General features: G+C 58.8%; 22 protein-coding genes and 1 riboswitch. Of the genes, 3 read left to right on the top strand and 19 right to left on the bottom strand.

The genetic code is table 11. The features are described from left to right. Window positions 1–41: 41 nt before the first annotated feature. The 3 genes from G3578_RS01415 to G3578_RS01405 are packed head-to-tail and all read right to left on the bottom strand — an operon-like array spanning window position 42 to window position 3005. Window positions 42–899 carry a DegV family protein gene (locus tag G3578_RS01415; protein WP_165207897.1) on the bottom strand — a complete coding sequence of 286 codons (858 nt, stop codon included), beginning with the start codon at window positions 897–899 and terminating at the stop codon, window positions 42–44. 25 nt (window positions 900–924) lie between these two features. Next, window positions 925–2622, bottom strand: a complete 1698-nt coding sequence (locus G3578_RS01410) for a DAK2 domain-containing protein (RefSeq protein ID WP_165207895.1) — start codon at window positions 2620–2622, stop codon at window positions 925–927. Between the two features lie 17 nt (window positions 2623–2639). Beyond that, on the bottom strand, window positions 2640–3005 hold the full coding sequence (locus G3578_RS01405; RefSeq protein WP_165207893.1) for an Asp23/Gls24 family envelope stress response protein: 366 nt from the start codon (window positions 3003–3005) through the stop codon (window positions 2640–2642). Between the two features lie 223 nt (window positions 3006–3228). On the opposite strand from G3578_RS01405, the gene rpmB reads away from it, so the two are divergent. Then, window positions 3229–3417, top strand: a complete 189-nt coding sequence (gene rpmB, locus G3578_RS01400) for a 50S ribosomal protein L28 (RefSeq protein WP_165207891.1) — start codon at window positions 3229–3231, stop codon at window positions 3415–3417. Window positions 3418–3472: 55 nt separating this feature from the next. Here rpmB and spoVM read toward each other — a convergent pair whose 3' ends face one another. Both spoVM and thiT read right to left on the bottom strand, forming a co-directional pair. After that, a complete protein-coding gene (gene spoVM / locus G3578_RS01395) occupies window positions 3473–3556 on the bottom strand; it encodes a stage V sporulation protein SpoVM (protein WP_165208391.1) in 84 nt (27 codons plus the stop codon). 378 nt (window positions 3557–3934) lie between these two features. Further along, complete coding sequence (gene thiT, locus G3578_RS01390) at window positions 3935–4504, bottom strand: energy-coupled thiamine transporter ThiT (RefSeq protein ID WP_165207889.1); 570 nt, start codon at window positions 4502–4504, stop codon at window positions 3935–3937. 108 nt (window positions 4505–4612) lie between these two features. Next, a riboswitch (TPP riboswitch) is annotated at window positions 4613–4723 on the bottom strand. A gap of 137 nt (window positions 4724–4860) precedes the next feature. Between thiT and G3578_RS01385 the strand changes: the two genes are divergently transcribed. Beyond that, window positions 4861–5991 carry a M20 family metallopeptidase gene (locus G3578_RS01385; RefSeq protein ID WP_165207887.1) on the top strand — a complete coding sequence of 377 codons (1131 nt, stop codon included), beginning with the start codon at window positions 4861–4863 and terminating at the stop codon, window positions 5989–5991. A 43-nt stretch (window positions 5992–6034) separates the two neighbouring features. Beyond that, entirely contained in the window at window positions 6035–6235 is a 201-nt protein-coding gene (locus G3578_RS01380; protein WP_165208389.1) for a Uma2 family endonuclease, read from the top strand. A 119-nt stretch (window positions 6236–6354) separates the two neighbouring features. Here G3578_RS01380 and rpe read toward each other — a convergent pair whose 3' ends face one another. The 14 genes from rpe to G3578_RS01310 all read right to left on the bottom strand — a co-directional run bounded on the left by rpe (window position 6355) and on the right by G3578_RS01310 (window position 20669). After that, window positions 6355–7002, bottom strand: a complete 648-nt coding sequence (gene rpe / locus G3578_RS01375) for a ribulose-phosphate 3-epimerase (RefSeq protein ID WP_165207885.1) — start codon at window positions 7000–7002, stop codon at window positions 6355–6357. Then, the gene (gene rsgA / locus G3578_RS01370; protein ID WP_165207883.1) at window positions 6996–7886 is read right to left on the bottom strand and encodes a ribosome small subunit-dependent GTPase A; all 891 of its coding nucleotides are present in this window, start codon (window positions 7884–7886) and stop codon (window positions 6996–6998) included. The genes rpe and rsgA overlap by 7 nt, the downstream gene beginning before the upstream one ends. A 20-nt stretch (window positions 7887–7906) precedes the next feature. After that, a complete protein-coding gene (gene pknB, locus G3578_RS01365) occupies window positions 7907–9859 on the bottom strand; it encodes a Stk1 family PASTA domain-containing Ser/Thr kinase (protein WP_165207881.1) in 1953 nt (650 codons plus the stop codon). Window positions 9860–9864: 5 nt separating this feature from the next. Next, window positions 9865–10629 carry a Stp1/IreP family PP2C-type Ser/Thr phosphatase gene (locus G3578_RS01360; RefSeq protein ID WP_165207879.1) on the bottom strand — a complete coding sequence of 255 codons (765 nt, stop codon included), beginning with the start codon at window positions 10627–10629 and terminating at the stop codon, window positions 9865–9867. Between the two features lie 4 nt (window positions 10630–10633). Then, window positions 10634–11704 carry a dual-specificity RNA methyltransferase RlmN gene (gene rlmN, locus G3578_RS01355; protein WP_165207877.1) on the bottom strand — a complete coding sequence of 357 codons (1071 nt, stop codon included), beginning with the start codon at window positions 11702–11704 and terminating at the stop codon, window positions 10634–10636. Window positions 11705–11894: 190 nt separating this feature from the next. Continuing rightward, window positions 11895–13253, bottom strand: a complete 1359-nt coding sequence (gene rsmB / locus G3578_RS01350) for a 16S rRNA (cytosine(967)-C(5))-methyltransferase RsmB (RefSeq protein ID WP_165207875.1) — start codon at window positions 13251–13253, stop codon at window positions 11895–11897. A 1-nt stretch (window position 13254) separates the two neighbouring features. After that, window positions 13255–14208 carry a methionyl-tRNA formyltransferase gene (gene fmt, locus G3578_RS01345; RefSeq protein ID WP_165207873.1) on the bottom strand — a complete coding sequence of 318 codons (954 nt, stop codon included), beginning with the start codon at window positions 14206–14208 and terminating at the stop codon, window positions 13255–13257. A 4-nt stretch (window positions 14209–14212) separates the two neighbouring features. Further along, window positions 14213–14689 (bottom strand): peptide deformylase, encoded by a 477-nt coding sequence (gene def / locus G3578_RS01340; RefSeq protein ID WP_165207871.1) that lies wholly within the window; start codon window positions 14687–14689, stop codon window positions 14213–14215. Window positions 14690–14723: 34 nt separating this feature from the next. Next, window positions 14724–17174, bottom strand: a complete 2451-nt coding sequence (priA, locus tag G3578_RS01335) for a primosomal protein N' (protein ID WP_165208387.1) — start codon at window positions 17172–17174, stop codon at window positions 14724–14726. Beyond that, window positions 17174–18418, bottom strand: a complete 1245-nt coding sequence (coaBC, locus tag G3578_RS01330; RefSeq protein WP_165207869.1) for a bifunctional phosphopantothenoylcysteine decarboxylase/phosphopantothenate--cysteine ligase CoaBC — start codon at window positions 18416–18418, stop codon at window positions 17174–17176. The genes priA and coaBC overlap by 1 nt, the downstream gene beginning before the upstream one ends. A 235-nt stretch (window positions 18419–18653) precedes the next feature. After that, complete coding sequence (gene rpoZ / locus G3578_RS01325) at window positions 18654–18860, bottom strand: DNA-directed RNA polymerase subunit omega (RefSeq protein ID WP_165207867.1); 207 nt, start codon at window positions 18858–18860, stop codon at window positions 18654–18656. Window positions 18861–18862: 2 nt separating this feature from the next. Continuing rightward, entirely contained in the window at window positions 18863–19477 is a 615-nt protein-coding gene (gmk, locus tag G3578_RS01320) for a guanylate kinase (protein WP_165207865.1), read from the bottom strand. Between the two features lie 20 nt (window positions 19478–19497). Continuing rightward, a complete protein-coding gene (gene remA, locus G3578_RS01315; protein WP_165207863.1) occupies window positions 19498–19758 on the bottom strand; it encodes an extracellular matrix/biofilm regulator RemA in 261 nt (86 codons plus the stop codon). A gap of 23 nt (window positions 19759–19781) precedes the next feature. Beyond that, window positions 19782–20669: a YicC/YloC family endoribonuclease gene (locus tag G3578_RS01310; RefSeq protein ID WP_165207861.1), complete on the bottom strand. Its 888-nt coding sequence runs from the start codon at window positions 20667–20669 to the stop codon at window positions 19782–19784. Between the last annotated feature and the right edge of the window lie 235 nt (window positions 20670–20904).

The following is a 20904-nucleotide window of genomic DNA, read 5'->3' as shown; positions in this document are numbered from 1 at the left end:
TACGCAAAAAACTCCCCGGCAAAGGGAGTTTTTCCTCATCGCTATGCTTTTACCATCATGATGCCGAGCAGTCCTGGGCCGGCATGGGCCCCGATCACCGGGCCGATCTCTTCCAGATACTCCTCGACCACGTTGAAATCCGCTTTTACCTGTGCCAGCAAGGCGGCGGCATCATCGGGAACATTGCTGTGCAGCACGGCCACCTTCACCGGTGCGCTGCCGGCATATTCCTTCAACGCTTCCAGCACGCGAGCGAGCGCCTTTTTGGTCCCGCGCACCTTGTCAAAGGGCGCAATCATCCCGCTCTGCTCCAGGGTGAGGATCGGTTTGATGTTGAGCAGCGATCCCACCAGCGCAGCGGCCTTGCCGATCCGCCCCCCTTTTTGCAGGTAGGTTAGCGTATCGACGATAAAATAGACCTGCACCTCATTCAACAGCCGCTCGATCAGATCGAGGATTTGCTGCTTGGACTGTCCTTCCCTGGCCGCACGGGCCGCTTCGACGGCGACAAAGCCATGGACGAACGAGGCTTTGCGGGAGTCGATCACCGTGATGTCGATCTCTTCCTCCATCATCGATTTGGCGATGAGGGCGGATTGGTAGGTGCCCGACAAGGCTGCCGACAGGATGATGGCGATGATCTGCACATCCTTGCCGTGTTTTTCCACGATCATCTTGTACGCTTCCGCGAAATCCAGGGGAGACGGCTGGGAGGTGGTGGGCAGCACGTCCGAATGTTCCAGCTTCTCAAAAAAAGCGCGAGACGTCAGGTTTACGCCATCCACAAACGTTTCCGATCCGAACATCACCTTCAGCGGCACAGCGATGATGTCCAGCGACTGCCGCAAGGAGGCATCGATATCCGACGCGCTGTCCGTGACTATGACAATGGGTGGCAATCTTCATTCCTCCTCTCCTGCAAATCTATTCAACGGCAAAAATAAACGGGTAGAGAGGCTGTCCGCCGTTCAACACTTCCACGTCCGTGTCGGGATAGTCGGCGGAAAGCAGCAGGGCCAAGGCTTTTGCCTGCTCCTCCGTCGCGCCTTCTCCGTAAATGATGGTGACGATGCCCGTCTCGTCGTCCACGAGCTGGCGCAGGAGAGTTTTGGCTGCCCCCATCATGTCCGCCTGGGACGTGACAATCTCTTTTTCTGCGATGCCGATGTAATCTCCTTCCTTGATCTCGACATCGTTCATTTTCGTATCGCGCACGGCGCAGGTGACAAGCCCCGTTTTCACCGCGGCGATCGCCTCGGTCATGGTTTGCCGGTTGTTTTCCAGATCTTCACCGCCGTTGAATGCCACCAGCGCGGCCATCCCCTGCGGCACGCTCTTCGTCGGAATCACCGCCACCGGTTTGTCCGCGAGCATGGCCGCCTGCTGTGCCGCCATGATAATGTTGCTGTTGTTCGGCAGGATGATGATGTTGTCCGCAGGAAGCTCCGCGATGGTGTTGACGAAATCTTCCGTGCTGGGATTCATCGTTTGGCCGCCTTCCACGATCGCCTGCACGCCCAGGCTGCGGAAAATCTCCGCGATCCCTTCGCCAGCCGCCACCGCGATCAGCCCGTACGGAACCCGTTTGGGCGCGGCAGAGGATGCGTCTGTCTCCGCCTTGTGCCCGCCTTCCTGCAGGATGTTGGCGTGCTGCTCGCGCATGTTCTCGATTTTCAGGCGGTGGAGACTGCCGAACTGCTGGGCGTAATTGAGCACGTTTCCCGGTTCTTCCGCATGGATGTGCACCTTCACCAGTTCATCGTCAGAGATCACCAGCAGCGAATCGCCCATCTGATCCAGCTGATTGCGGAATACCGCCTCGGAAAACGCTTTCTTGTTTGGCTCCGTGCTGTTCTTGAGGCGAATCATGAACTCCGTACAGTAGCCATAGCGAATATCCTCCGTCTTCAAATGCAGCTGCGCCTGGTGATGCTCCTGCACCATGGCGTCGAGATCCACCCGTGCAGCGGTTGAGGCCAGCCTTTCTTCCCGCTCGGCTGCTGCCTCCCCGCGCAGGGCACGCAGGAAGCCTTCATAGATAAAGACCAATCCTTGTCCACCCGAATCGACCACACCCACTTCTTTCAGCACGGGCAGCAGTTCGGGGGTTCGCTGCAGGGATGCCCTGGCCTGTTCATAGGTTTTTTCCATCAGCTGCACGAGGTCATCCGTCGCGCGGGCGACCCGCACCGCCATTTCCGCCGCCTCGCGGGCAACCGTCAAAATGGTCCCCTCCACCGGCTTCATGACGGCCTGGTAAGCGGACTCCACTCCCGCTTTCAGCGCGTGGGCGAACTGGCGGGCATTGATGCTCTCCTTGCCCGCTACCGCTTTGCTGAATCCGCGAAACAGTTGGGAGAGAATCACGCCCGAATTGCCGCGCGCGCCCATCAGCAGCCCTTTGGCCAGCGCGGCAGCCGAGTCGCTGATTTTGACCGATTCCATGCGGGTCAGTTCTTCCACGCCCGATGTGAGCGTAAGATTCATATTGGTGCCTGTATCGCCGTCCGGCACGGGAAAGACATTGAGAGCGTCCACCGCTCTCACATTGTTATGTAGCTGTTTGGCGCCCAGGTAAATCATCTGGCTGAACAACAAGCCATCGAGACGCGTATGTACCACTGATGTTCCCCCTTATGTTACGTTTCTCTGTCTGTACGGACTCCCTGTACATAGATATTGATGCCAGCCAGATCAATGCCCACCATCTGTTCAACGGTATAACGAACGCGCCGCTGCACATTTCCAGCCACTTCGGAGATTTTGGTTCCGTAGCTAACGATGATGTGCATATCCAAGCTGACCTCTCCATTCTGGTTATGTACGACAACGCCCTTGCTCAGATTTTCCCGTCCCAGCAGCTCGGCGATCCCGTCTTTCAAAGCTTTCCGCGAAGCCATTCCGACCAGGCCGAACACTTCCATCGCAGCGCCGCCTGCGATTCGCGCAATCACTTCCTCCGCCACGTCGATTTTCCCAAGAGGTGTGCTCATTACCACTGACATGCAGGACTCCTCCTTAGTCAAAACGTCTTGGACCGTTCATCGTACTACCATGCTGCACACCATTCTACACTAACGCTGGGGGAAATTGAAGCGTTTTGTCGAACGCAGGGCTGAAATTGCTGTCAAGTGTTGCAATTGACAAGGGGGTATGCTAATATAGTCAAGTGTTTGATTATCCGATTGGGTTAAACGTCTGACAAGCAGCAAGGGAGGTGGATTGATCATGGCACGTCGCTGCTTTGTAACCGGCAAGCAAGGGAAAGCAGGCAATGCTCGCTCCCACTCCATGCGCGCTACTCGCCGCAAATGGGGTGTTAACGTACAAAAAGTGCGCATCCTGGTGGATGGCAAACCGAAACGTGTATACGTCAGCACAAGAGCACTGAAGTCCGGTCTCGTCACCCGCGTGTAACGTCATTTTTCCCTGTTCACGCGAAAAAAAGCACCCGCTCAGGTGCTTTTTTTATTTATTTTTTCCGATTGAATGCCTCAATGACCGCGCGAACCATGCCACCCAGGAATTTTGGCAGCTTTATGGTATAAAAACGCATTTCGACCCCTCCTCACCGGAATTACTTTAGATGGAACAAATACCAGCCAGCCCCCGCAAGCGCAATTCCTAACAGAGTGCTCCACACCCATGGAGGTGCCGTGTACAGGAGAATGGTGACCCCTCCAACCGCCAGTCCGATTCCGAGCGCACGCCTGAAGGCCGCTCCCTGCCTCATGCGAAAGGAGCGCAAAGCCATCTCATCATGCACCTCCTCCAGGAAAGTTCCGTGAAACGTCGGTATTACATCTTATTCTCAGGAGGGTCAAACATGTGTCTGGATGTCGAGTAAAAAAAATCAGGCAGCCGTGTTGCTACCTGAATAGTATATGTGCCTCTTATTCTGATGTTCCTGTTTCTCTATGGAACCGCCGGAATATCAGGAGAACCGGCTTTGGGCCGCCCGATTCAGGAAGAAAAGCTGCGGCGCGCTCGTCACCATAAAGGTGAGCACAACGCCGGTGATGATCATCTCCGGCAGCAGGTACGTGATGTTATAGAGGAAAGAATAGAGCGGAACGGGCATGCCGGCCGGCGCATATTCGCCAAACCAGACCACACCGGAAATGAAATGGCACGCGAAGCGAACCCCTACCGCAAGCAGCAGCCCGCCCCACAAGGCAGCGATGCGCTTTCCCTGCCGGTCCATGCGGGAGAGGCGCGCCACCCCTGCCAGCCCCAAGGCGGCAAACGCAAGCGGATAGTCCAGCAGCAGCTGCACCGGGTGAACGACATAGCCGCCGATCAGGTGGTTCAATTCGCCGACGATCAACCCGGTGATGAGACCGGGAACCAGGCCGCGCCGGATGGCGATCAAGGCGATGGGCACCATCACCAGGGAGATCGATCCTCCCTGCGGCATCTCAAACACCTTCACATTGCTCAGCACATACCCGAGAGCGGCCATGATCGCGATCTCCATCATGGTTAACAAACGATGATTTTGCATAGATCATGCCTCCTTGCATCGAAATCAAAACAAAAGGCTTCCTTTCCTCCCCGGATCATCCCACGGGGAAGAAAAGAAGCCGCCACAAGCGTACACATGCATGCACACAAGCTGACCAATACCTCTCCCTCCGCTGGTATGACCCAGATCAGGTTCCACGGTTAGCAACGCATAGGTTGCAATCTCAGCCGACTGCGCTCGGCTCCCGTTTGGTATTCGGTATGCCTTTGTTCGATACTTACATTATCACTTCAGGCTATTTTTGTAAACGGTCCAACTGCCAATCGCTTCTTTTCCGGCCCGAAAGCGGTGTGGTACACTCAATGGGAAAAAACGTCTGCTGACGGAGGGATAACATGACAAGCAGTTGGACGGCATACTTTCAGGAGAGACTGGCCTCGATTCTGGCCGAACTGCAAACCTATGTGGAAATGGAGACACCCACCCACAACAAGGAAGCCGTGGACCGGTTGGGAACCGTAATCGCGGAACGCTTCCGCTCGCTCGGCTGCCGGGTGGAGACGATCCCGCAGCCGGTGTACGGCAATCAGCTGCGTGTCGAATACGGCGCGGGAGACGAGCAAATCCTGATCCTGGGCCACTTTGATACCGTGAAAGAGATCGGCACGCTGCAGAGGGAGCCGTGGCGTCTCGAAGACGGCAAAGCGTACGGACCGGGCGTGTACGACATGAAAGCCGGCATCATTTTCAGCTACTTTGCCTTGCAGGCGATCATTGACCACGGCCTTCCGCTGCAGAAAAAGCTGGTCTTTTTCTGGAACACGGATGAAGAGGTGGGCAGCCCCTCCTCGGAGGCCCTGATCCGGGCCGAAGCGGAGAAAAGCGCCTGCGCGCTGGTGATCGAGCCATCCTATGGGGACGGTCTGCTCAAGACGAGCCGCAAAGGCGGCGGCGAATTTTTGCTGAAGGCAACAGGCCGGGCCGCCCACGCAGGAAACGATCACGCCAAAGGAATCAACGCCATCGAGGAGATCGCCCATCAGATCCTGCGAATTCAGTCATGGACCGATTACGGGGCGGGCACCACCTTCTCTGTGGGCACGATCCGGGGAGGGTCCGCCTCCAATGTCGTCCCGGACTATGCCGAAGCGGCAGTGGATTACCGCGTGAGCACGCGCCCCGAAGCGGATCGGATCAAGGCGCTGCTGCAGGGATTGACCCCCGTGCTGCCGGGAGCGGAGGTAAGCGCGGAGATCGTGACCAGCAAGCCGCCGATGGAGCGCACGGCCCTGACGGAACGGTTGTTTTTGCATGCGCAGGAACAGGCTTCCCTGGAAGGATTCGCACTCCGGGAGATCGGCGTGGGCGGCACAAGCGACGGCAACTTCGCCGCTGCGGCCGGCACGCCGGTGCTGGACGGATTAGGGCCGGTCGGCGGCGGTGCCCACGCGCCGCATGAGCATATCGTGGTGAGCGAGATCGCCCCGCGCATCGCTCTCCTGCTGCGCTTGCTCACCACGTTGTAGCCCTTCCCTCTTTTTTCTTTCACCCGCAACGGCCAAAAAAGACATCACCGTCAAGCTGTCGCTGTATGAGCGGTTTGGCGTGAAAGAGTATTGGATCGTGGATCCCGGCAATCAATACGCCCAAATCTACCGGCTTCAGGATGGCGGGAAGTACGGAGCGCCTTCCGTTTATTCCCGGGAAGAGGCGGTCACCGTCGGGATTTTTGAGGATCTCACCATTGATCTACAGGAAATTTTCGGATAAAATCAGCGACAAGGAGAGCACTGCAAAAGTACTCTCTCGTTTTGAATATTGGCCGAAAAAAATGCAGCCTTGCTTCTTCGGAAGCAGGCTGCGTTTTTCATGCATAGGAAGGCGGTTTTTTATCCTCTGATAGCCGCAATCGCCTGGCCGCGATCAGGCTGGTTGAAGACGGCATTGCCCGCCACCAGGATCGTAGCGCCTGCCGCTTCACAAAGGCGGGCGGTTTCCGGATTCACGCCGCCGTCAATCTCGATCTCCACGTGGGACAGCCCGCGTTCATCCAGCATGCGGCGCAGCTCTTTTACTTTCCGCAGCACACCGGGGATAAAGGCTTGTCCGCCGAAGCCCGGGTTCACCGTCATCAACAGCACCAGATCCACATCCTCCAGTACGGATTCGATGGTGACGAGCGACGTTGCCGGATTCAGCACGACGCCGGCCTTTACCCCCTGGTCCTTGATCAGATGGAGGGTGCGATGCAGATGGCGGCATGCTTCCTGATGGACGGAGATGTAGTCCGCTCCGCTTTTGGCGAACTGCGGAATGTAACGGTCCGGCTCTTCGATCATCAGATGGACATCGAGCGGCAGCGTGGTTACCGGACGGATCGCCGCCACCACCAGCGGGCCGATCGTGATGTTGGGCACGAACATCCCGTCCATCACGTCCACATGAATCAGGTCCGCCCCCCCTTTCTCCACGTCCCGTATCTCTTCTCCCAATCGGGCAAAGTCAGCGGATAGGATGGATGGCGCAACTTTTACCATGGCTTGTTCCTCCTTTGATACTCTTTCAGCTCCTCCGTAAATTGCTTGTAATGCTCGTACCGTGCAGGATCGATCTCATCCGTCTCCACTGCTTCCCTGACGGCGCATCCCGGTTCCGAAAGATGCAGGCAGCCCCGGAACCTGCAGCCGTCGGCCAACTGTTCAAACTCGCGGAAAGATCGGGCCAAATCCAGTTCGCTCAGGCCGATGAATTCCAGGGAACTGAAGCCGGGGGTATCCGCCACATACCCACCTTCCGCCAGTGGAATCAGCTCCACATGGCGGGTGGTGTGCCGCCCTCTCCCCAGCTTCTGGCTGACATCCCCCGTCTGCAGCTCGATGCCCGGGAACAGCAGATTGATCAGCGAGGATTTGCCCACCCCGGACTGCCCCGCAAACACGGAGATGCGGTCGCGCAGTTCCGCGCGCAGTTCGTTCACGCCGCGGCCGTCCTGCTTGGACGTCGGGATCACCCGGTATCCGACGCGCTCGTATTTGCGGATCACCTCCGCCGTCTCTTCCGCGCCTGCCAGGTCCGCCTTGGACAAGACAATGACCGAATCGATCCCGGCGTGCTCGGTATGCACGAGGAATTTGTCCAGCAAAAGCGAGCTGAATGCCGGTTCTTTCAGAGAGAAGACAAGGATCGCTTGGTCGACGTTGGAAACAGGCGGCCGCAGCAGCTCGCTTTTGCGTTCATGAACCTGCATGATATATCCTTCCGTCTCACTGACGGACTCATATACCACCCAATCCCCGACGAGCGGGTTTACTTTGGCGTCCTTTTTCTTGAACAGGCCGCGCGCACGGCACTGGATCACCCGATCGCCGTCCGCCACATAGTAAAAACCGCTTAACGCTTTGACAATGCGTCCTTCCGGCATGCATTTCCCCCCATCATCATTTACGGCAAGCTGTTGTAATCGATCGAGTAGGTTTGAACCTTGTTGCCATCTTTGTAGACGGTCACCTTGGCGTTTTTGGTCGGTGACAGCACGACCGGCACCTGGTATTCCTTGCTTTCGGTCAGGGTCTCTTCCGGCAGCTGCGTTTCCCCGCGCGCATCATCCACCACGAAGCGGATCTTGGCCGTCTCCCCCGGAATCAGATTGATCGTGATCGGCGCCGCTGCGAATTTGGCGTCCGCCGGGTAACTGCCGCTGCTGACCGTCAGATCAATCGCCGCCCCGCTCTGCACCTTCATGTTCGGTTCGAACGGGAAGGTGGAAATGACGATATCTTTCTCTTCCGTCATATAGGTCGGCTCCCGCGATACCTTCCCGACGGTCAACCCGCGCTGATACAGCTTTACCTTCGCCTCTTCCAGGGTATCGCCCACCAGATTGGGCATATCCACGAACTGCTTTCCTTTGCTGATGTATACCTTCACATCCGTCTCACTCGGGACAACCGGCTGCTCGGCCGGCGGATCCTGGGAGATGACGACGCCGGCGGGAACATCGTCGTTTTCCTGCTCGATAAAGGTGTTGTCGTCAACGGTAAAGCCGTACTGCTTCAGCGTCGTCTCCGCCACGCTGCGGTTCTGGTTCTTCAGGTCGGGCATTTTGATCGATTGCTTGCCCAGACTCACGACCAGCTTGACGGTCGCATTCTCTTTGACCCGCATGGGCGGGGCGGGATCCTGGCTGATCACCAGCCCTTTTGCCACCGTGTTGCTGTATTCTTCCTCCACCTGCGGAACGAGGTTTTTCTCCTTCAGCATGGCAATGGCGTTTTCGACCGGCGCTCCTTCCACATGGGGCACGTTGACTTCCGGCACATCGAATATCCCCTGCACCAGATTCATCCCGAAGAGGGCCAGCACGAAGAACAAGCCGATGGCTCCTACCCAGGCGGCGGCTTTCCACCACCAGCGTTTCCGTCCGCTGCTCTCTTCCTCATCGTCGCTTTCCCCCTGCGTCCGGCGTATCCCTTCCTTCTCCCACTGCGCCTGTTCCAGCATCTCCTCCGTAATCGCCGGGATGACCCTGGTCATCTCGTCATCGACGGGAAACTGGATTTTCGGTTCATTGCGCCGTTCTGGGGAGAGGCAGGTTTCCAGATCGGACAGCATATCCCGCGCGGACGCATACCGCAAAAAGGGATCTTTGGCCAGCGCCTTGAGAATGATATTCTCCACGCTCTGGGGGATGGACGGATTGATCTGCCGGGGATCCGTGAGCGGGTCCTGCAGGTGCTTGAGCGCCACCGTAATCGGCGAATCGCCGGAGAACGGCAGTTGGCCGGTCACCATCTCATACAAGACGATCCCGAGGGAATAGATGTCCGATTTCTCCGCCGTCACCCCGCCGCGTGCCTGTTCAGGCGAGAAATAATGAACGGAGCCCATCACGGAATTGGTATGCGTGATCGTCGCCGCTGTGACGGCGCGGGCGATGCCGAAGTCGGTCACCTTCACCCGGCCGTTTTTGCCGATCAGGATATTGTGCGGTTTGATGTCCCGATGGATGATCTTGTTTTGGTGGGCATGATCAAGGGCATCGCAGACCTGCACCGCGATGCGCACCGCTTCCTCCACCGGCAGCGCCCCGATCTGGTTGATCACATCCTTGAGCGTCGGCCCTTCTATGTATTCCATTACCATGTAATGGGTATCTTCATCTTGACCAACATCGTACACACTAACAACGTTGGGGTGCGACAGACTGGCCACGGCTTGCGCTTCACGCCGGAAGCGATTGACGAAATCTTCATCCGTGCCGAATTGTGGCCGGAGCACCTTCACGGCCACCGGCCGATGCAGCAGCAGGTCTTTCGCCTTGTAGACGATGGCCATCCCACCGCCTCCAATGCGTTCTTCCAGTTGGTATCGTCCTCCTAATCGCTGACCTACCATCTCTCTCACCCCTCCTTCCCGCTGTTGTCAAGCGGTGCCGCCACATTGCGCACCGCCACCAGCGTGATATTGTCCTCGCCGCCCGCGTCGATCGCTTGCTGCACGAGGGCGTCCACCTGCTCCTGCAGGGAGAGCGGCGTCACCAGCCACTTTTCCATGGTTTCCGGACTTACTTTGTTGCTCAACCCGTCCGTACAGAGCAGGACGACATCTCCCGGCACCCAGGAGAAAGTGCCGAGATCGATGCGCACATCTTTTTCCGTCCCCAGCGCGCGCATCAGGACATTCCGCTGGGGATGGACGGAGGCTTCCTCCATCGTAATCTGGCCGCTGCGCATCAGTTCCTGCACCAGCGAATGGTCCTCCGTTTGCAAGGAGAGTCTCCCCTCCCCGAAATGGTAGAGACGGGAATCGCCGATATGGGCGGTAATGCCTCCCGTCGGTCCAAGCAGGGCGGCCACCACGGTGGTTCCCATCCCGCTGCATTCCGGGTGTTCCTCGGCATAGCGGTACACCTCTTCATTGGCGTAACGAAGCGCGTTCATCAGCCTTTCCCGTTCGTCTTCCGGTTCCAGCCCTGCTTCCAGGTCCTGCAGGGAATCCACGATCTTCTCCACGGCCAGGCGGCTGGCGACGTCCCCCGCCCGGTGGCCGCCCATCCCGTCCGCGACAATCGCCAGAACCCGGCCTTTCATGGTTACCATACACGCATAGTAATCTTCATTCACCTGCCGGACACGACCGACATGCGATTTCATCGCGATTTCCATTCGATCACCCCGCCGTTTCTTTTGCGTACTGGGCACGCAGTTGGCCGCAGGCAGCCGCGATGTCGCTGCCATGCTCGCGACGAATCGTCACGTTGATCCCTCTGTCCTCCAGAATGCGTTTGAAGCGGAAAATCTCGTTGCGCGGTGTGCGTACATAGTTGCGTTCCGGCACGTAGTTGACCGGAATCAGGTTGACATGGCACAGCATATCGCCGATCAGGTCGGCCAGCTCCTCGGCATGCTCGGGCTGGTCGTTCTGCCCGCCGAACAGCCCGTACTCGAAGCTGATGCGTCTTCCCGTCTTCTCCACATAATAGCGGCAGGCTTCCATCAGCTTCTCCAGCGGAAAACCGCGGTTGATCGGCATCAGTTTGGTCCTGAGCTCGGTATTGGGCGCATGCAGGGAGATGGCCAGATTCACCTGCCCCCCTTTTTCGGCGAACTCATAGATTTTCGGAATGATGCCGCTGGTGGAGACGGTGATGTGACGAGCGCCGATATTGAGCCCCCGGTTGTCATTGATGATGCGCAAAAACGCAAGCAGATTCTCGAAGTTCTCGAACGGTTCCCCGATGCCCATGACGACCACATGGCTGGCCCGCTCCTTCTCCGCATCCAGCGCCCGCTGCGCCATCAACACCTGGGCGACGATCTCCCCCGCCTCCAGGTTGCGCTTCAGTCCTCCCAGGGTGGAGGCACAAAAGGTACAGCCGATCCGGCAGCCCACCTGCGTCGTCACACAGATGCTGTTGCCGTAGTTGTGGCGCATGATCACGGTCTCAATCGCGTGGCCGTCGATCAATTGGAACAGGAATTTGATCGTCCCGTCCTGCGACTGCTGGCGGGTGATCTCCGCCAGCGGATCGATGCGAAAATGCTCCGCCAGCTTTTGGCGCAGTTCCTTGGACAGGTTGCTCATCTCATCGAAGGAGCCAACCCGCTTGACATACAGCCAGTCAAAGATTTGCTGGGCGCGGAACGCTTTGTCCCCGTTGGAGGTGAGCCACTCTTTCAGTTCATCCTGCGTCATGCTGTAAATTAACGGTTTGTTACCGGTCAGGGAAATCATCGGCATTGTGCGTTCACCTTTTATCCAAATTTGTCTTCATTGTACCCCGTACGGACGGCAGGCATCAATGAATCGCTTTCCTCACTATTGTAAGCCTTTTGGCCGATTGCCAAACAAACGTGAAATTTCGGGAAGTCAGACCGGCTCACGCAAAAGGGAACGAACGGCATCCCGGGCCGGCCCGCCGCTTCATGGCCTACGCCCGCCGCTTCAAGCGCGCGATAAAAAAGCCGTCGCTGTGGAAATGGTGCGGCAGGATTTGCACATATCCCCTGCCCGTCTCCGCTTTGGCCGCCACCGCCGGCGGAAGATCTTCGACGAGCGCGTCATCCAGCGCAAACTCCGGATGCTCGGCCACAAACCGTTCCACCAGCAGCTGATTCTCTTCCGGCTCAATGGTGCAGGTGCTGTACACCAGCAGGCCGCCGGGAGCCAGCATGCCTGAGAGGCGGGTCAGCAGCTGCATCTGCAGGGCGGCGATTTCGGCGATGTCATCGGCGCTTTTGTTCCACTTCAGATCCGGCTTGCGGCGGATGACGCCGAAGCCGGTGCAGGGCGCATCGAGCAGGATTCGGTCAAACTGTCCCAACCCCCGATCCGGCAGATGCCACGCATCGCTCACCAGCGTCTTGATGATGGTAATGCCGAGCCGCTCGGCGTTTTGTCTGATCAGTTCCTCCTTGTGGGGATGGATGTCGCACGCGATGATCTCCCCCTGATTCTCCATCAGTTCGGCCAGATGGGTGGTCTTTCCACCCGGCGCGGCGCAGGCGTCAAGCACGCGATGCCCCGCCTTGACGCCCAGAGCGGGGGCGACCAGCATGGAGCTTTCATCCTGGATGGTGCAATAGCCTTCGCGGTACCAGCGGGAATGGGCCGGGTTGCCGGGTCCCGGCAGAATGCCGAATGGACTGACGGAGGACAAGGACGCTTCGGGAGCTTCCGCGCGCATGGCTGCCAGCAGCTCCTCCCGCGTGGTTTTCAATCGATTCACTCTTACAGACGGATGCGGCGGCAAATTGTTGCTGCGGCAGATCGCGTTTGTTTCCGCTTCGCCGTATACGCGGAGCCAGCGCGCGACCAGCCACTCGGGATGGGATTCCTGAAAGGCGATGCGCTCCACCGGGGTTTTGTCCGGCAGCTTTTCCCACACCTGCGGCTGGCGCAGCACATTGCGCAGCACGCCGTTGACCAGGGAAGCGATGCCCGCATGTCCCCTGCGCTTGGCGATCTCCACCGCTTCATGAACGGCCGCCCGATCCGGCACGCGGTCCAGATAGCGGATCTGATAAAGGCTGAGCAGCAGCAGCTGCCGCACCCAGGGCTGCAGCTTCTTCTGTCCTTTGACGAATTGAGCCAGCACATATTCAAGCGTATGGCGGCGCTGAATCGTCCCGTACACCAGTTCGGTCACCAGACCGGCATCAGGGGCGGACAAGGGCGTCTTGTCCAGCACATGCTTCAATTCCAGATTGCTGTACGAGCGCTTTTCCTCAATCCGGGTCAGGACATCCAGCGCGATGTCGCGCGCACCCGCTTTTTTTCCTGCCGCCACGTTATTCGCTCCCTACCTTCGTCCCGATTTCGATCGCGGCTCCTGCTCCCTGCAGGTAGTCGCGCATGCTCATCCGCTTCTTTCCTTCCGGCTGCAGTTCGGTGATCTTCACCGCTCCCTCCCCGCAGGCGATCACGAGACCGTCCGCCTGCCGCTCCACAATCGTTCCCGGTTCCCCCACGGTTCCGTCTTGTCGGACGATCTCCACCCACCAGATTTTCCATACCTTGCCGTCAAAGGTGGTGAAGGCAACCGGCCAGGGGTTGAGCCCCCGCACCTGGTTGTAGATCTGGACGGCTGTTTTGCGCCAATCGATCCGCTCGTCCTCCCGCTTGATGTTGGGCGCAAAGGTGGCTTCCGCATGGTTTTGGGGCACGGGCTCAATCCGGCCGGCAAGCAGTTCGGGGAGGGTATCCACCAGCAGCCTGGCCCCCGCTGCCGCCAACTTGGCATGCAGGGTGCCGACCGTGTCGCGCTCCTCAATCGGCACCCGCACCTTCGCCAGCATATCGCCCGCATCCAGGGCCTCCACCATGTACATGATGGTGACGCCGGACTCCTGTTCGCCCTCCACGATGCATTTGTGGATCGGCGCTCCTCCCCGGTATTTGGGCAGAAGCGACGCGTGCACATTGATGCAGCCGTGGCGGGGCGCTTCCAGCAGCCGCTTCGGCAGAATCTGCCCGTACGCGGCGGTCACGATCAACTCCGGCTGGTACGCCAGCAGCTCATCCAGCGCGCCGGACTCTTTGATCTTCTCCGGCTGCAGGACGGGCAGTCCGTGACGGAGGGCGGCCTCCTTCACGGGCGGAGCGGTCAACACCTGCTTGCGCCCGACCGGTCTGTCCGGCTGCGTCACCACCGCGACGATCCTGTACCCGGCCTCCACCAGCGCCTCCAGGCTGGCAACGGCAAAATCGGGCGTACCCATGAAAACAATTCGCGTATCTTTCACGCGGTCATTCCCCTTCCTCGTCCGGTTTGACCGGATACACGCGCTCGGCAACGTCGATAAAGAGAACGCCGTTCAAGTGGTCGATCTCGTGCTGGGCGCAGCGGGCCAAGAGATCCTCCGCCTCCAGCTCAAACGGCTGGCCGTGTCTGTCCTGGCCGCGCAGCTTCACCCATTTGTGGCGGCGCACATCGCCCCGCAGTCCCGGGATGCTGAGGCAGCCCTCGGGATAGTCAAACTGCTCGCCTTCGAAGGCGATGATCTCCGGATTCACCACCTCGATCAATCCATCCCCGCAGTCCATCACAATCACCCGTTTCAGGATGCCCACCTGCGGAGCGGCCAGGCCGACGCCGTCCGCGTCGTACATGGTTTCCGCCATATCATCAAGCAGCTTGTGCAAATTGGCATTAAATTTGGTGACGGGAGCCGCTTTCTCCCGCAGAATCGGATCAGGATGCTTTACAATCGTGCGAATGGCCATGTTCTGTTGTCCTCCCTTTTCCTTCACGACGCGCTTAGAGCAGCATCTGCGGGTCCATATCGATCGTCATGCCCGCCTGATGCTGTTTCAGCCAGTCGTCCATGTGCGAAGCCATGCGGCCGAGCACGTCGCTGATATCTGGTTCGTCACGGTATTTTAACATGATCTGGAAGCGAAATCTATCTTTCACCTTGGCGATCGGCGAAGCGACCGGCCCCAGCAGCTGGGTGGTCGGAGCCAACCGTGGGCGCAAAAACTGGGCAGCCTCTTCGGCGGCCCGAATCACCACGGGTACGTCCTCGTGGGAGAAGGTGACCAGCACCAGCCGGAAGTACGGCGGGTAGCCGGCGCGTCGGCGCTGAAGCATCTCCTCCTGAAAAAACGCCTGATAATCGTGCCGGGTGGCGCAGCGGATGCTGTAGTGCTCCGGGGTATAGGTCTGGATCACCACATCGCCCGCCAGTTCGTGCCGCCCCGCCCGGCCTCCCACCTGTGTCAGCAGTTGGAAGGTTTTCTCCGCCGCCCGGAAATCCGGCAGCCACAGCGAGGTGTCGGCGGCGATCACCCCCACCAGGGTAACGCGCGGAAAATCAAGCCCCTTGGCGATCATCTGCGTGCCGAGCAGCACGTCGCCCTGTCCGGCGCGAAACTTGCCCAGCAGTTCCTCGTGGGCCCCTTTGCGGGAGGTGGTGTCCACATCCATGCGAATCACGCGAATGCCCGGAAAGAGTCTGGCCAGCTCGGCCTCCACCTTCTGGGTGCCGGTGCCGAAGAAGCGGATGTGCTCGCTTTGGCAGTCCGGACAGCGGTCCGGCTGTCTGATGGTATAACCGCAATAATGGCAGCGTGCCGTATGATTGGTTTTATGATAGGTCAGCGAGATGTCGCAATGCCGGCAGCGGAGCGTATGCCCGCATGAGCGGCACATCACAAAGGTGGAGAATCCGCGCCTGTTCAAAAAGAGCACCATCTGCTCCTCTTTCTGCAGCCGATCCTGCATCATGGCATAGAGCTTCCGGCTGAACATGGAGCGATTCTCTTCCCGCAGCTCCTCGCGCATGTCCACCACATGCACCCGGGGAAGCGGCCGGTTGCCGACGCGCTCCTTCATCGTCAGCAGCTGATAGCGTCCGCGCGCCGCCAGGGCGTAGGTCTCCAAGGCCGGGGTGGCGCTGCCCATAATCAGCACGCTCCCCGTCTCCCTGGCGCGCCAGAGCGCCACATCCCGGGCATGGTAGCGGGGCGTCTCTTCCTGTTTGTAGGAAGCTTCGTGCTCTTCGTCCATCACGATCAGTCCCAGGTTGCGGAAGGGGGCAAAAATCGCCGAACGGGCGCCAATCACCACCTGCACCTGCCTGTGCAGGATCTTGCGCCACTCATCGTACCGTTCCCCCTGGGACAGCGCGCTGTGCAGCACCGCCACCCGGTTGCCGAAACGGGATTTGAAACGCTCCACCATCTGGGGCGTCAGCGAAATCTCCGGCACGAGGAAGATGGCCTCCCTTCCCTGCGCCAGGGTCCGCTCGATCGCTTCCATGTAAACCTCAGTCTTGCCGCTGCCCGTCACCCCATGCAGCAGGAAGGAAGCGAAACGCCCCTCATCAATCGCTTGGGCAATGGGCGCCCAGACCGCTGCCTGTTCGGGGGTAAACGGATGCCTGACCGCCTGCGTGAACCGCCTGTTCGCATACGGATCGCGGTATACTTCCCTCTCCTCGATGCGAACGTATCCTTTCTGTTCCAGACTTTTCAGGGTGCTGCGGTTGATGCCGAGTACCTCGAGCAGCTCCTTCACCGGCATCGGCTCCCCGCCGAACATCGCCATATGGCGGATCACCCGCTTCATCTGCTCGGCTCGAGCGGGCAGCGTCGCGAGCGCCTCCTCCACCTGCTCGTCTTTCAGGAGAAGCGTCACGCAGGAAACCGTTTTGCGAGTCACCCTGTCTTTTACCCGATATTCGCTCGCCAGCCAGCCGGCCTTGATCCACCCGGGAACGAGAAGCGCTTCCTGGGGGAACCGCTTTTCCGCGTCCGCAGCCGGAAGCATCCCTTTGGCCAGCAGTTCGCTCAACAGAGGCGACCCGACCGCGACGCTGCGCTCCAGCGCTTCGGTGGGAACCAGCACCTTCTCCGCCTTCCCTTTCAACACGGACGGCAGCAGCGTCTGCATGGCCGTCACCCAGGGGCACAGATACTGCCTGCTCATCCACTGGGCCAACCGGATCAGCTCGGGGGTCAGCGGGGGAACGTCATCCAGGATCTGCTCCACCTCGCGCAGAGCAGGCTGTTTCCCGTTTGGCTCCACCGGTCCGCTTTCCTCCATCTCGGCCACCTCGATGACATACCCCTGCAGCTTCCTCGGCCCAAACGGCACGATCACCCGGCTGCCGACATCCATCAGCGGCTGAAGCCAATCCGGCACCAGATAGTCGAACGGCCTGTTCGTCCGCGACACCGGCACATCCACGATCACTTTGGCGATCATCATGTCCGTTTCACCGTGCGGGCGGACATCTTGGCCAGAACCGTGTCGAAGATCTTGTCCGCCACCTCGCGCTTGCTCATCTTGTTCAAGGCGATGGTCTCCCCGTCGCTGGTCACGAGCGTCACGATATTGGTATCCACGCCCATGCCGGCCCCTTCGGCCAGGACATCATTGGCCACGATCATATCGGCATTTTTGCGGACCAGCTTCTCCTGCGCGTAACGAAGCAGATCCTGCGTTTCCGCCGCGAACCCGACCAGGTATTGATGGGTTTTTTGCCGGCCGATGGTTTGCAGGATATCGGGAGCTTTCTCCAGTTCCAGCCGCAGCGTGCCCGTTGTCTTTTTCATCTTATGGGAATGGGTGCTGACGGGTCGATAATCGGAAACCGCAGCCGCCTTGACGACAATATCGCTGGCTTCAAACCGGTCGAGGACGGCATCGTACATCTCCTGCACCGATTCCACCGGAACAAACGTGACCCCGTCCGGCCGGGGCAGATCGGTCGGTCCGCTGACCAGCACCACATCGGCCCCTCGGTCGCGGGCCGCCTCGGCGAGGGCATACCCCATCTTGCCGGATGAATGGTTGGAGATGTAGCGCACCGGATCGATCCTCTCCCGCGTCGGCCCCGCCGTGATCAGGACGCGCTTGCCGGCCAGGTCCCGGACGGCCTCCCGCTTCTCGGCCTGTCCCTCCGCGAAAAAGCGCTGCACAATCTCCACGATCTCCTCGGGCTCCGCCATGCGCCCCTTGCCAACCCATCCACAGGCGAGCAGCCCTTCCCCCGGCTCGATAAACCGGTAGCCGTAGTCAGCCAGCCGTTTCATATTGGCGGCTACAGCCGGATGCCCATACATGTTCACATTCATCGCCGGCGCCAGCATGACGGGGGCCTTGGTGGCCAACAGCGTGGTCGTCAGCATGTCATCCGCGATCCCGTTGGCCAGCTTCCCGATCACATTGGCGGTAGCCGGTGCAATCAGCACCAGATCTGCCCGGTCGGCCAGATCGATATGGGCGATTTGCTGCGGGTCGGGTTCCGTGAAGGTATCGGTATAGACCGGCAGATGGGACAATGCCTGAAAGGTGAGCGGCTGGATGAACTGCCGGGCGTTTTGCGTCAGGATCACGTGCACCGCCGCGCCCGCCTGCGTCAGCTTGCTGGTGAGGGCAGCGGCCTTGTACGCGGCGATGCCGCCGGTCACGCCCAGGACGATGTTTTTCCCTATCAACGCTTGCATCGAGTCTCACTCCCTCATGAAATAACCCCGCCGACTGTAGCTTTGCTCAACCCCAAAAAGTGACGTTTGCCTTCGAAGCTAATTCCGAATACTTTTCGGGGCCCCCTGAAAAAATGGTGTCGGCGGGGGCCCCCAACCTTTCTCAGATGCTTCAGCGCATTAAAGAACATTAGCTTTCCGATATTGCGAAAAAAAACAACCTGCTCGGAGGTTGTTGCCTAGACAAGAAAAGGATTCATGATTTGCGTCCTTGGGTTTCGTAATACAGCTTCTCCTCGATCAATTCTTCCAAGGCTTGCCCGACGAATTTCTTTGACCGCGGTTTCTCCAGCTGCAGGTTGTTGTTTTCGCGCAGCTGACGGGCGCGCTTCGAGGCAACGGTGACAAGCGTATATTTGCTGCCCACTTTCTCGACCAGTTTGTCAATGGATGGATAGAGCATCGTTATACCTCCTTGAGCCATTTGCGGAATTTGTGAATCTGCCGGTCTTTTTTCAAGTGTTCGGCGGTAATGATCGCCTGGATCCGATCGCAGGCGGCTTCGATCACATCATTCACCACGACGTAATCGTAGTTATCCATCAACTCGATTTCCGCTTTTGCCATGGACATGCGGTCACGAATGGATTCTTCCGTTTCGGTGCCTCTGCCGACGATCCGGTTGTGCAGCTCGGTCAAATCGGGCGGCGCCAGGAAAAGAAAGATGCCTTGGGGGAACTTCTGCTTCACCTGCAGGGCTCCCTGCACTTCGATCTCCAGGATCACGTCCCGTCCGCTGGCCAAGGTTTCCTCGACAAAACGGCGCGGCGTTCCGTAGTAGTTGCCCACATACTCGGCCCATTCCAGGAGAGCGTCTTCTTCAATCATTTTCTTGAACTCTTCCTTGGTCTTGAAAAAATAGTTGACTCCTTCCACTTCCCCCGCACGCGGCTGGCGTGTCGTCGCGGACACGGAGTAAACCAGCTCGGGCATCCGTTTGCGCAGCGCCTTGCACACCGTGCCTTTGCCCACGCCGGACGGTCCCGAAAGAACCAAGAGGAGTCCGCTGTCATTGCCCATCCGTTTATTCAACTCCCACTCTATTCGTCAGACTCATCGTCTTTGGTATTGAGCCGCTGCGCCACGGTTTCCGGCTGGACGGCAGACAGGATCACATGATCGCTGTCCGTGATGATCACGGCACGCGTGCGGCGGCCGTATGTGGCGTCAACCAGCATGCTCCGGTCGCGCGCTTCCTGGATGATCCGCTTGATCGGCGCCGATTCCGGACTTACGATGGAGATGATCCGATTGGCATTGACGATATTCCCAAATCCGATATTTATCAGCTTGATTCCCATTCTGCCCAGTCCATCCTTTCTTTCTACTCGATGTTCTGAACTTGCTCTCTCATTTTTTCCAGTTCCGTCTTGATGTCGACGGCGAGGCGCTGGATCGGCAGGTAATTGGCTTTGGAGGCGATCGTGTTCGCTTCGCGGTTCATTTCCTGCAGCAAAAAATCAAGCTTGCGTCCAACCGCCTCTTCCTTGGAGAGCTGTTCGGAAAACTGGGTACAGTGACTGATCATGCGCGTCGTCTCTTCAGAGATATCGGAACGCTCGGCGAATAAGACAATCTCCTGCGCCAGTCGTTGTTCATCCAATTCAAACGGCAGTTCTTCCTTCAGTTTCTCCAGGCGCTGCAGCAGCCGCTGGCGATGCTCGGCCGTCGCGTGCGGCGCCAGGGCGCGGATCTGATCCGTCCATACCGCGATCTGATCCAGCCGCTTCCGCAGGTCCTCGCAGAGCTTCATGCCCTCGGCCCGCTTCATGGAGAGCAGGTCATCCGCAGCCGCCTGCACCGTTTCGGCCAGCCAGCCTTCCACATCGTCCGGGGAACCGATCAGCTTGTCGTCCGACTGCAGGATTCCCGGGAGCGCCAGCAGATCGTTGGCTGTGAAGGTGTCCGGCAGCGCATAGCGGGACTGGATCTGACGAATCGCCTCGACGTAACGGTCAGCTGTCTCCCAATCCAGATGAAAGCCATGGGAGGAAACCTCGCTTTGTTCGACCGCAACGGCAATATCGACGCGGCCGCGTCTGACACTCTCCGCCGCAATCTTTTTCACTCGATCCTCCAGCATTCCCCACGCTTTCGGCAGCCGGACCGCGATTTCACAATACCGATGGTTCACCGCCCGCATCTCCACGGTAAGCCGCAGCGAACCGCGCACGGTCTCGCTCCTGCCGTATCCTGTCATGCTTCGGATCATCACGTTCACTTCCATGGACACAAAATCGTTATTCTATTATAGGAGACAATCATTGGCAGTGTCAACCGATCCCTGATCAACCGGCTTCCCAGGCTTGGGCATTCCCCCATCCTATGATAGACTGAATGAACAGAGTTTCTGATTATATTATAGATTATAGACCATGCCCGGGCCCTTCCGCGAAGCGTTCGCGAGCCGAGCGGAGGGAGCCTTTGCCGCCGGACGGGAAGCGCCG

The sequence above is a fragment of the Brevibacillus sp. SYP-B805 genome (genome assembly GCF_011059135.1).
GTDB lineage: Bacteria > Bacillota > Bacilli > Brevibacillales > Brevibacillaceae > Brevibacillus_F.
The sequence above is the reverse complement of the archived record's forward strand: the minus strand, read 5'-3'. Positions and strand labels throughout refer to the sequence as shown.

What these genes read in the sequence shown, in the direction of transcription:
- thiT (WP_165207889.1), bottom strand. Translation starts at nt 4,504, where the DNA reads ATGCAAAATCATCGTTTGTTAACCATGATGGAGATCGCGATCATGGCC.
- G3578_RS01360 (WP_165207879.1), bottom strand. Translation starts at nt 10,629, where the DNA reads ATGGAAATCGCGATGAAATCGCATGTCGGTCGTGTCCGGCAGGTGAAT.
- coaBC (WP_165207869.1), bottom strand. Translation starts at nt 18,418, where the DNA reads ATGCAAGCGTTGATAGGGAAAAACATCGTCCTGGGCGTGACCGGCGGC.
- G3578_RS01310 (WP_165207861.1), bottom strand. Translation starts at nt 20,669, where the DNA reads ATGATCCGAAGCATGACAGGATACGGCAGGAGCGAGACCGTGCGCGGT.
- priA (WP_165208387.1), bottom strand. Translation starts at nt 17,174, where the DNA reads ATGATCGCCAAAGTGATCGTGGATGTGCCGGTGTCGCGGACGAACAGG.
- remA (WP_165207863.1), bottom strand. Translation starts at nt 19,758, where the DNA reads ATGGGAATCAAGCTGATAAATATCGGATTTGGGAATATCGTCAATGCC.
- spoVM (WP_165208391.1), bottom strand. Translation starts at nt 3,556, where the DNA reads ATGCGTTTTTATACCATAAAGCTGCCAAAATTCCTGGGTGGCATGGTT.
- def (WP_165207871.1), bottom strand. Translation starts at nt 14,689, where the DNA reads ATGGCCATTCGCACGATTGTAAAGCATCCTGATCCGATTCTGCGGGAG.
- rsgA (WP_165207883.1), bottom strand. Translation starts at nt 7,886, where the DNA reads ATGCCGGAAGGACGCATTGTCAAAGCGTTAAGCGGTTTTTACTATGTG.
- gmk (WP_165207865.1), bottom strand. Translation starts at nt 19,477, where the DNA reads ATGGGCAATGACAGCGGACTCCTCTTGGTTCTTTCGGGACCGTCCGGC.
- rpoZ (WP_165207867.1), bottom strand. Translation starts at nt 18,860, where the DNA reads ATGCTCTATCCATCCATTGACAAACTGGTCGAGAAAGTGGGCAGCAAA.
- rpe (WP_165207885.1), bottom strand. Translation starts at nt 7,002, where the DNA reads ATGGTAAAAGTTGCGCCATCCATCCTATCCGCTGACTTTGCCCGATTG.
- rlmN (WP_165207877.1), bottom strand. Translation starts at nt 11,704, where the DNA reads ATGCCGATGATTTCCCTGACCGGTAACAAACCGTTAATTTACAGCATG.
- G3578_RS01405 (WP_165207893.1), bottom strand. Translation starts at nt 3,005, where the DNA reads ATGTCAGTGGTAATGAGCACACCTCTTGGGAAAATCGACGTGGCGGAG.
- pknB (WP_165207881.1), bottom strand. Translation starts at nt 9,859, where the DNA reads ATGGTAGGTCAGCGATTAGGAGGACGATACCAACTGGAAGAACGCATT.
- G3578_RS01385 (WP_165207887.1), top strand. Translation starts at nt 4,861, where the DNA reads ATGACAAGCAGTTGGACGGCATACTTTCAGGAGAGACTGGCCTCGATT.
- rpmB (WP_165207891.1), top strand. Translation starts at nt 3,229, where the DNA reads ATGGCACGTCGCTGCTTTGTAACCGGCAAGCAAGGGAAAGCAGGCAAT.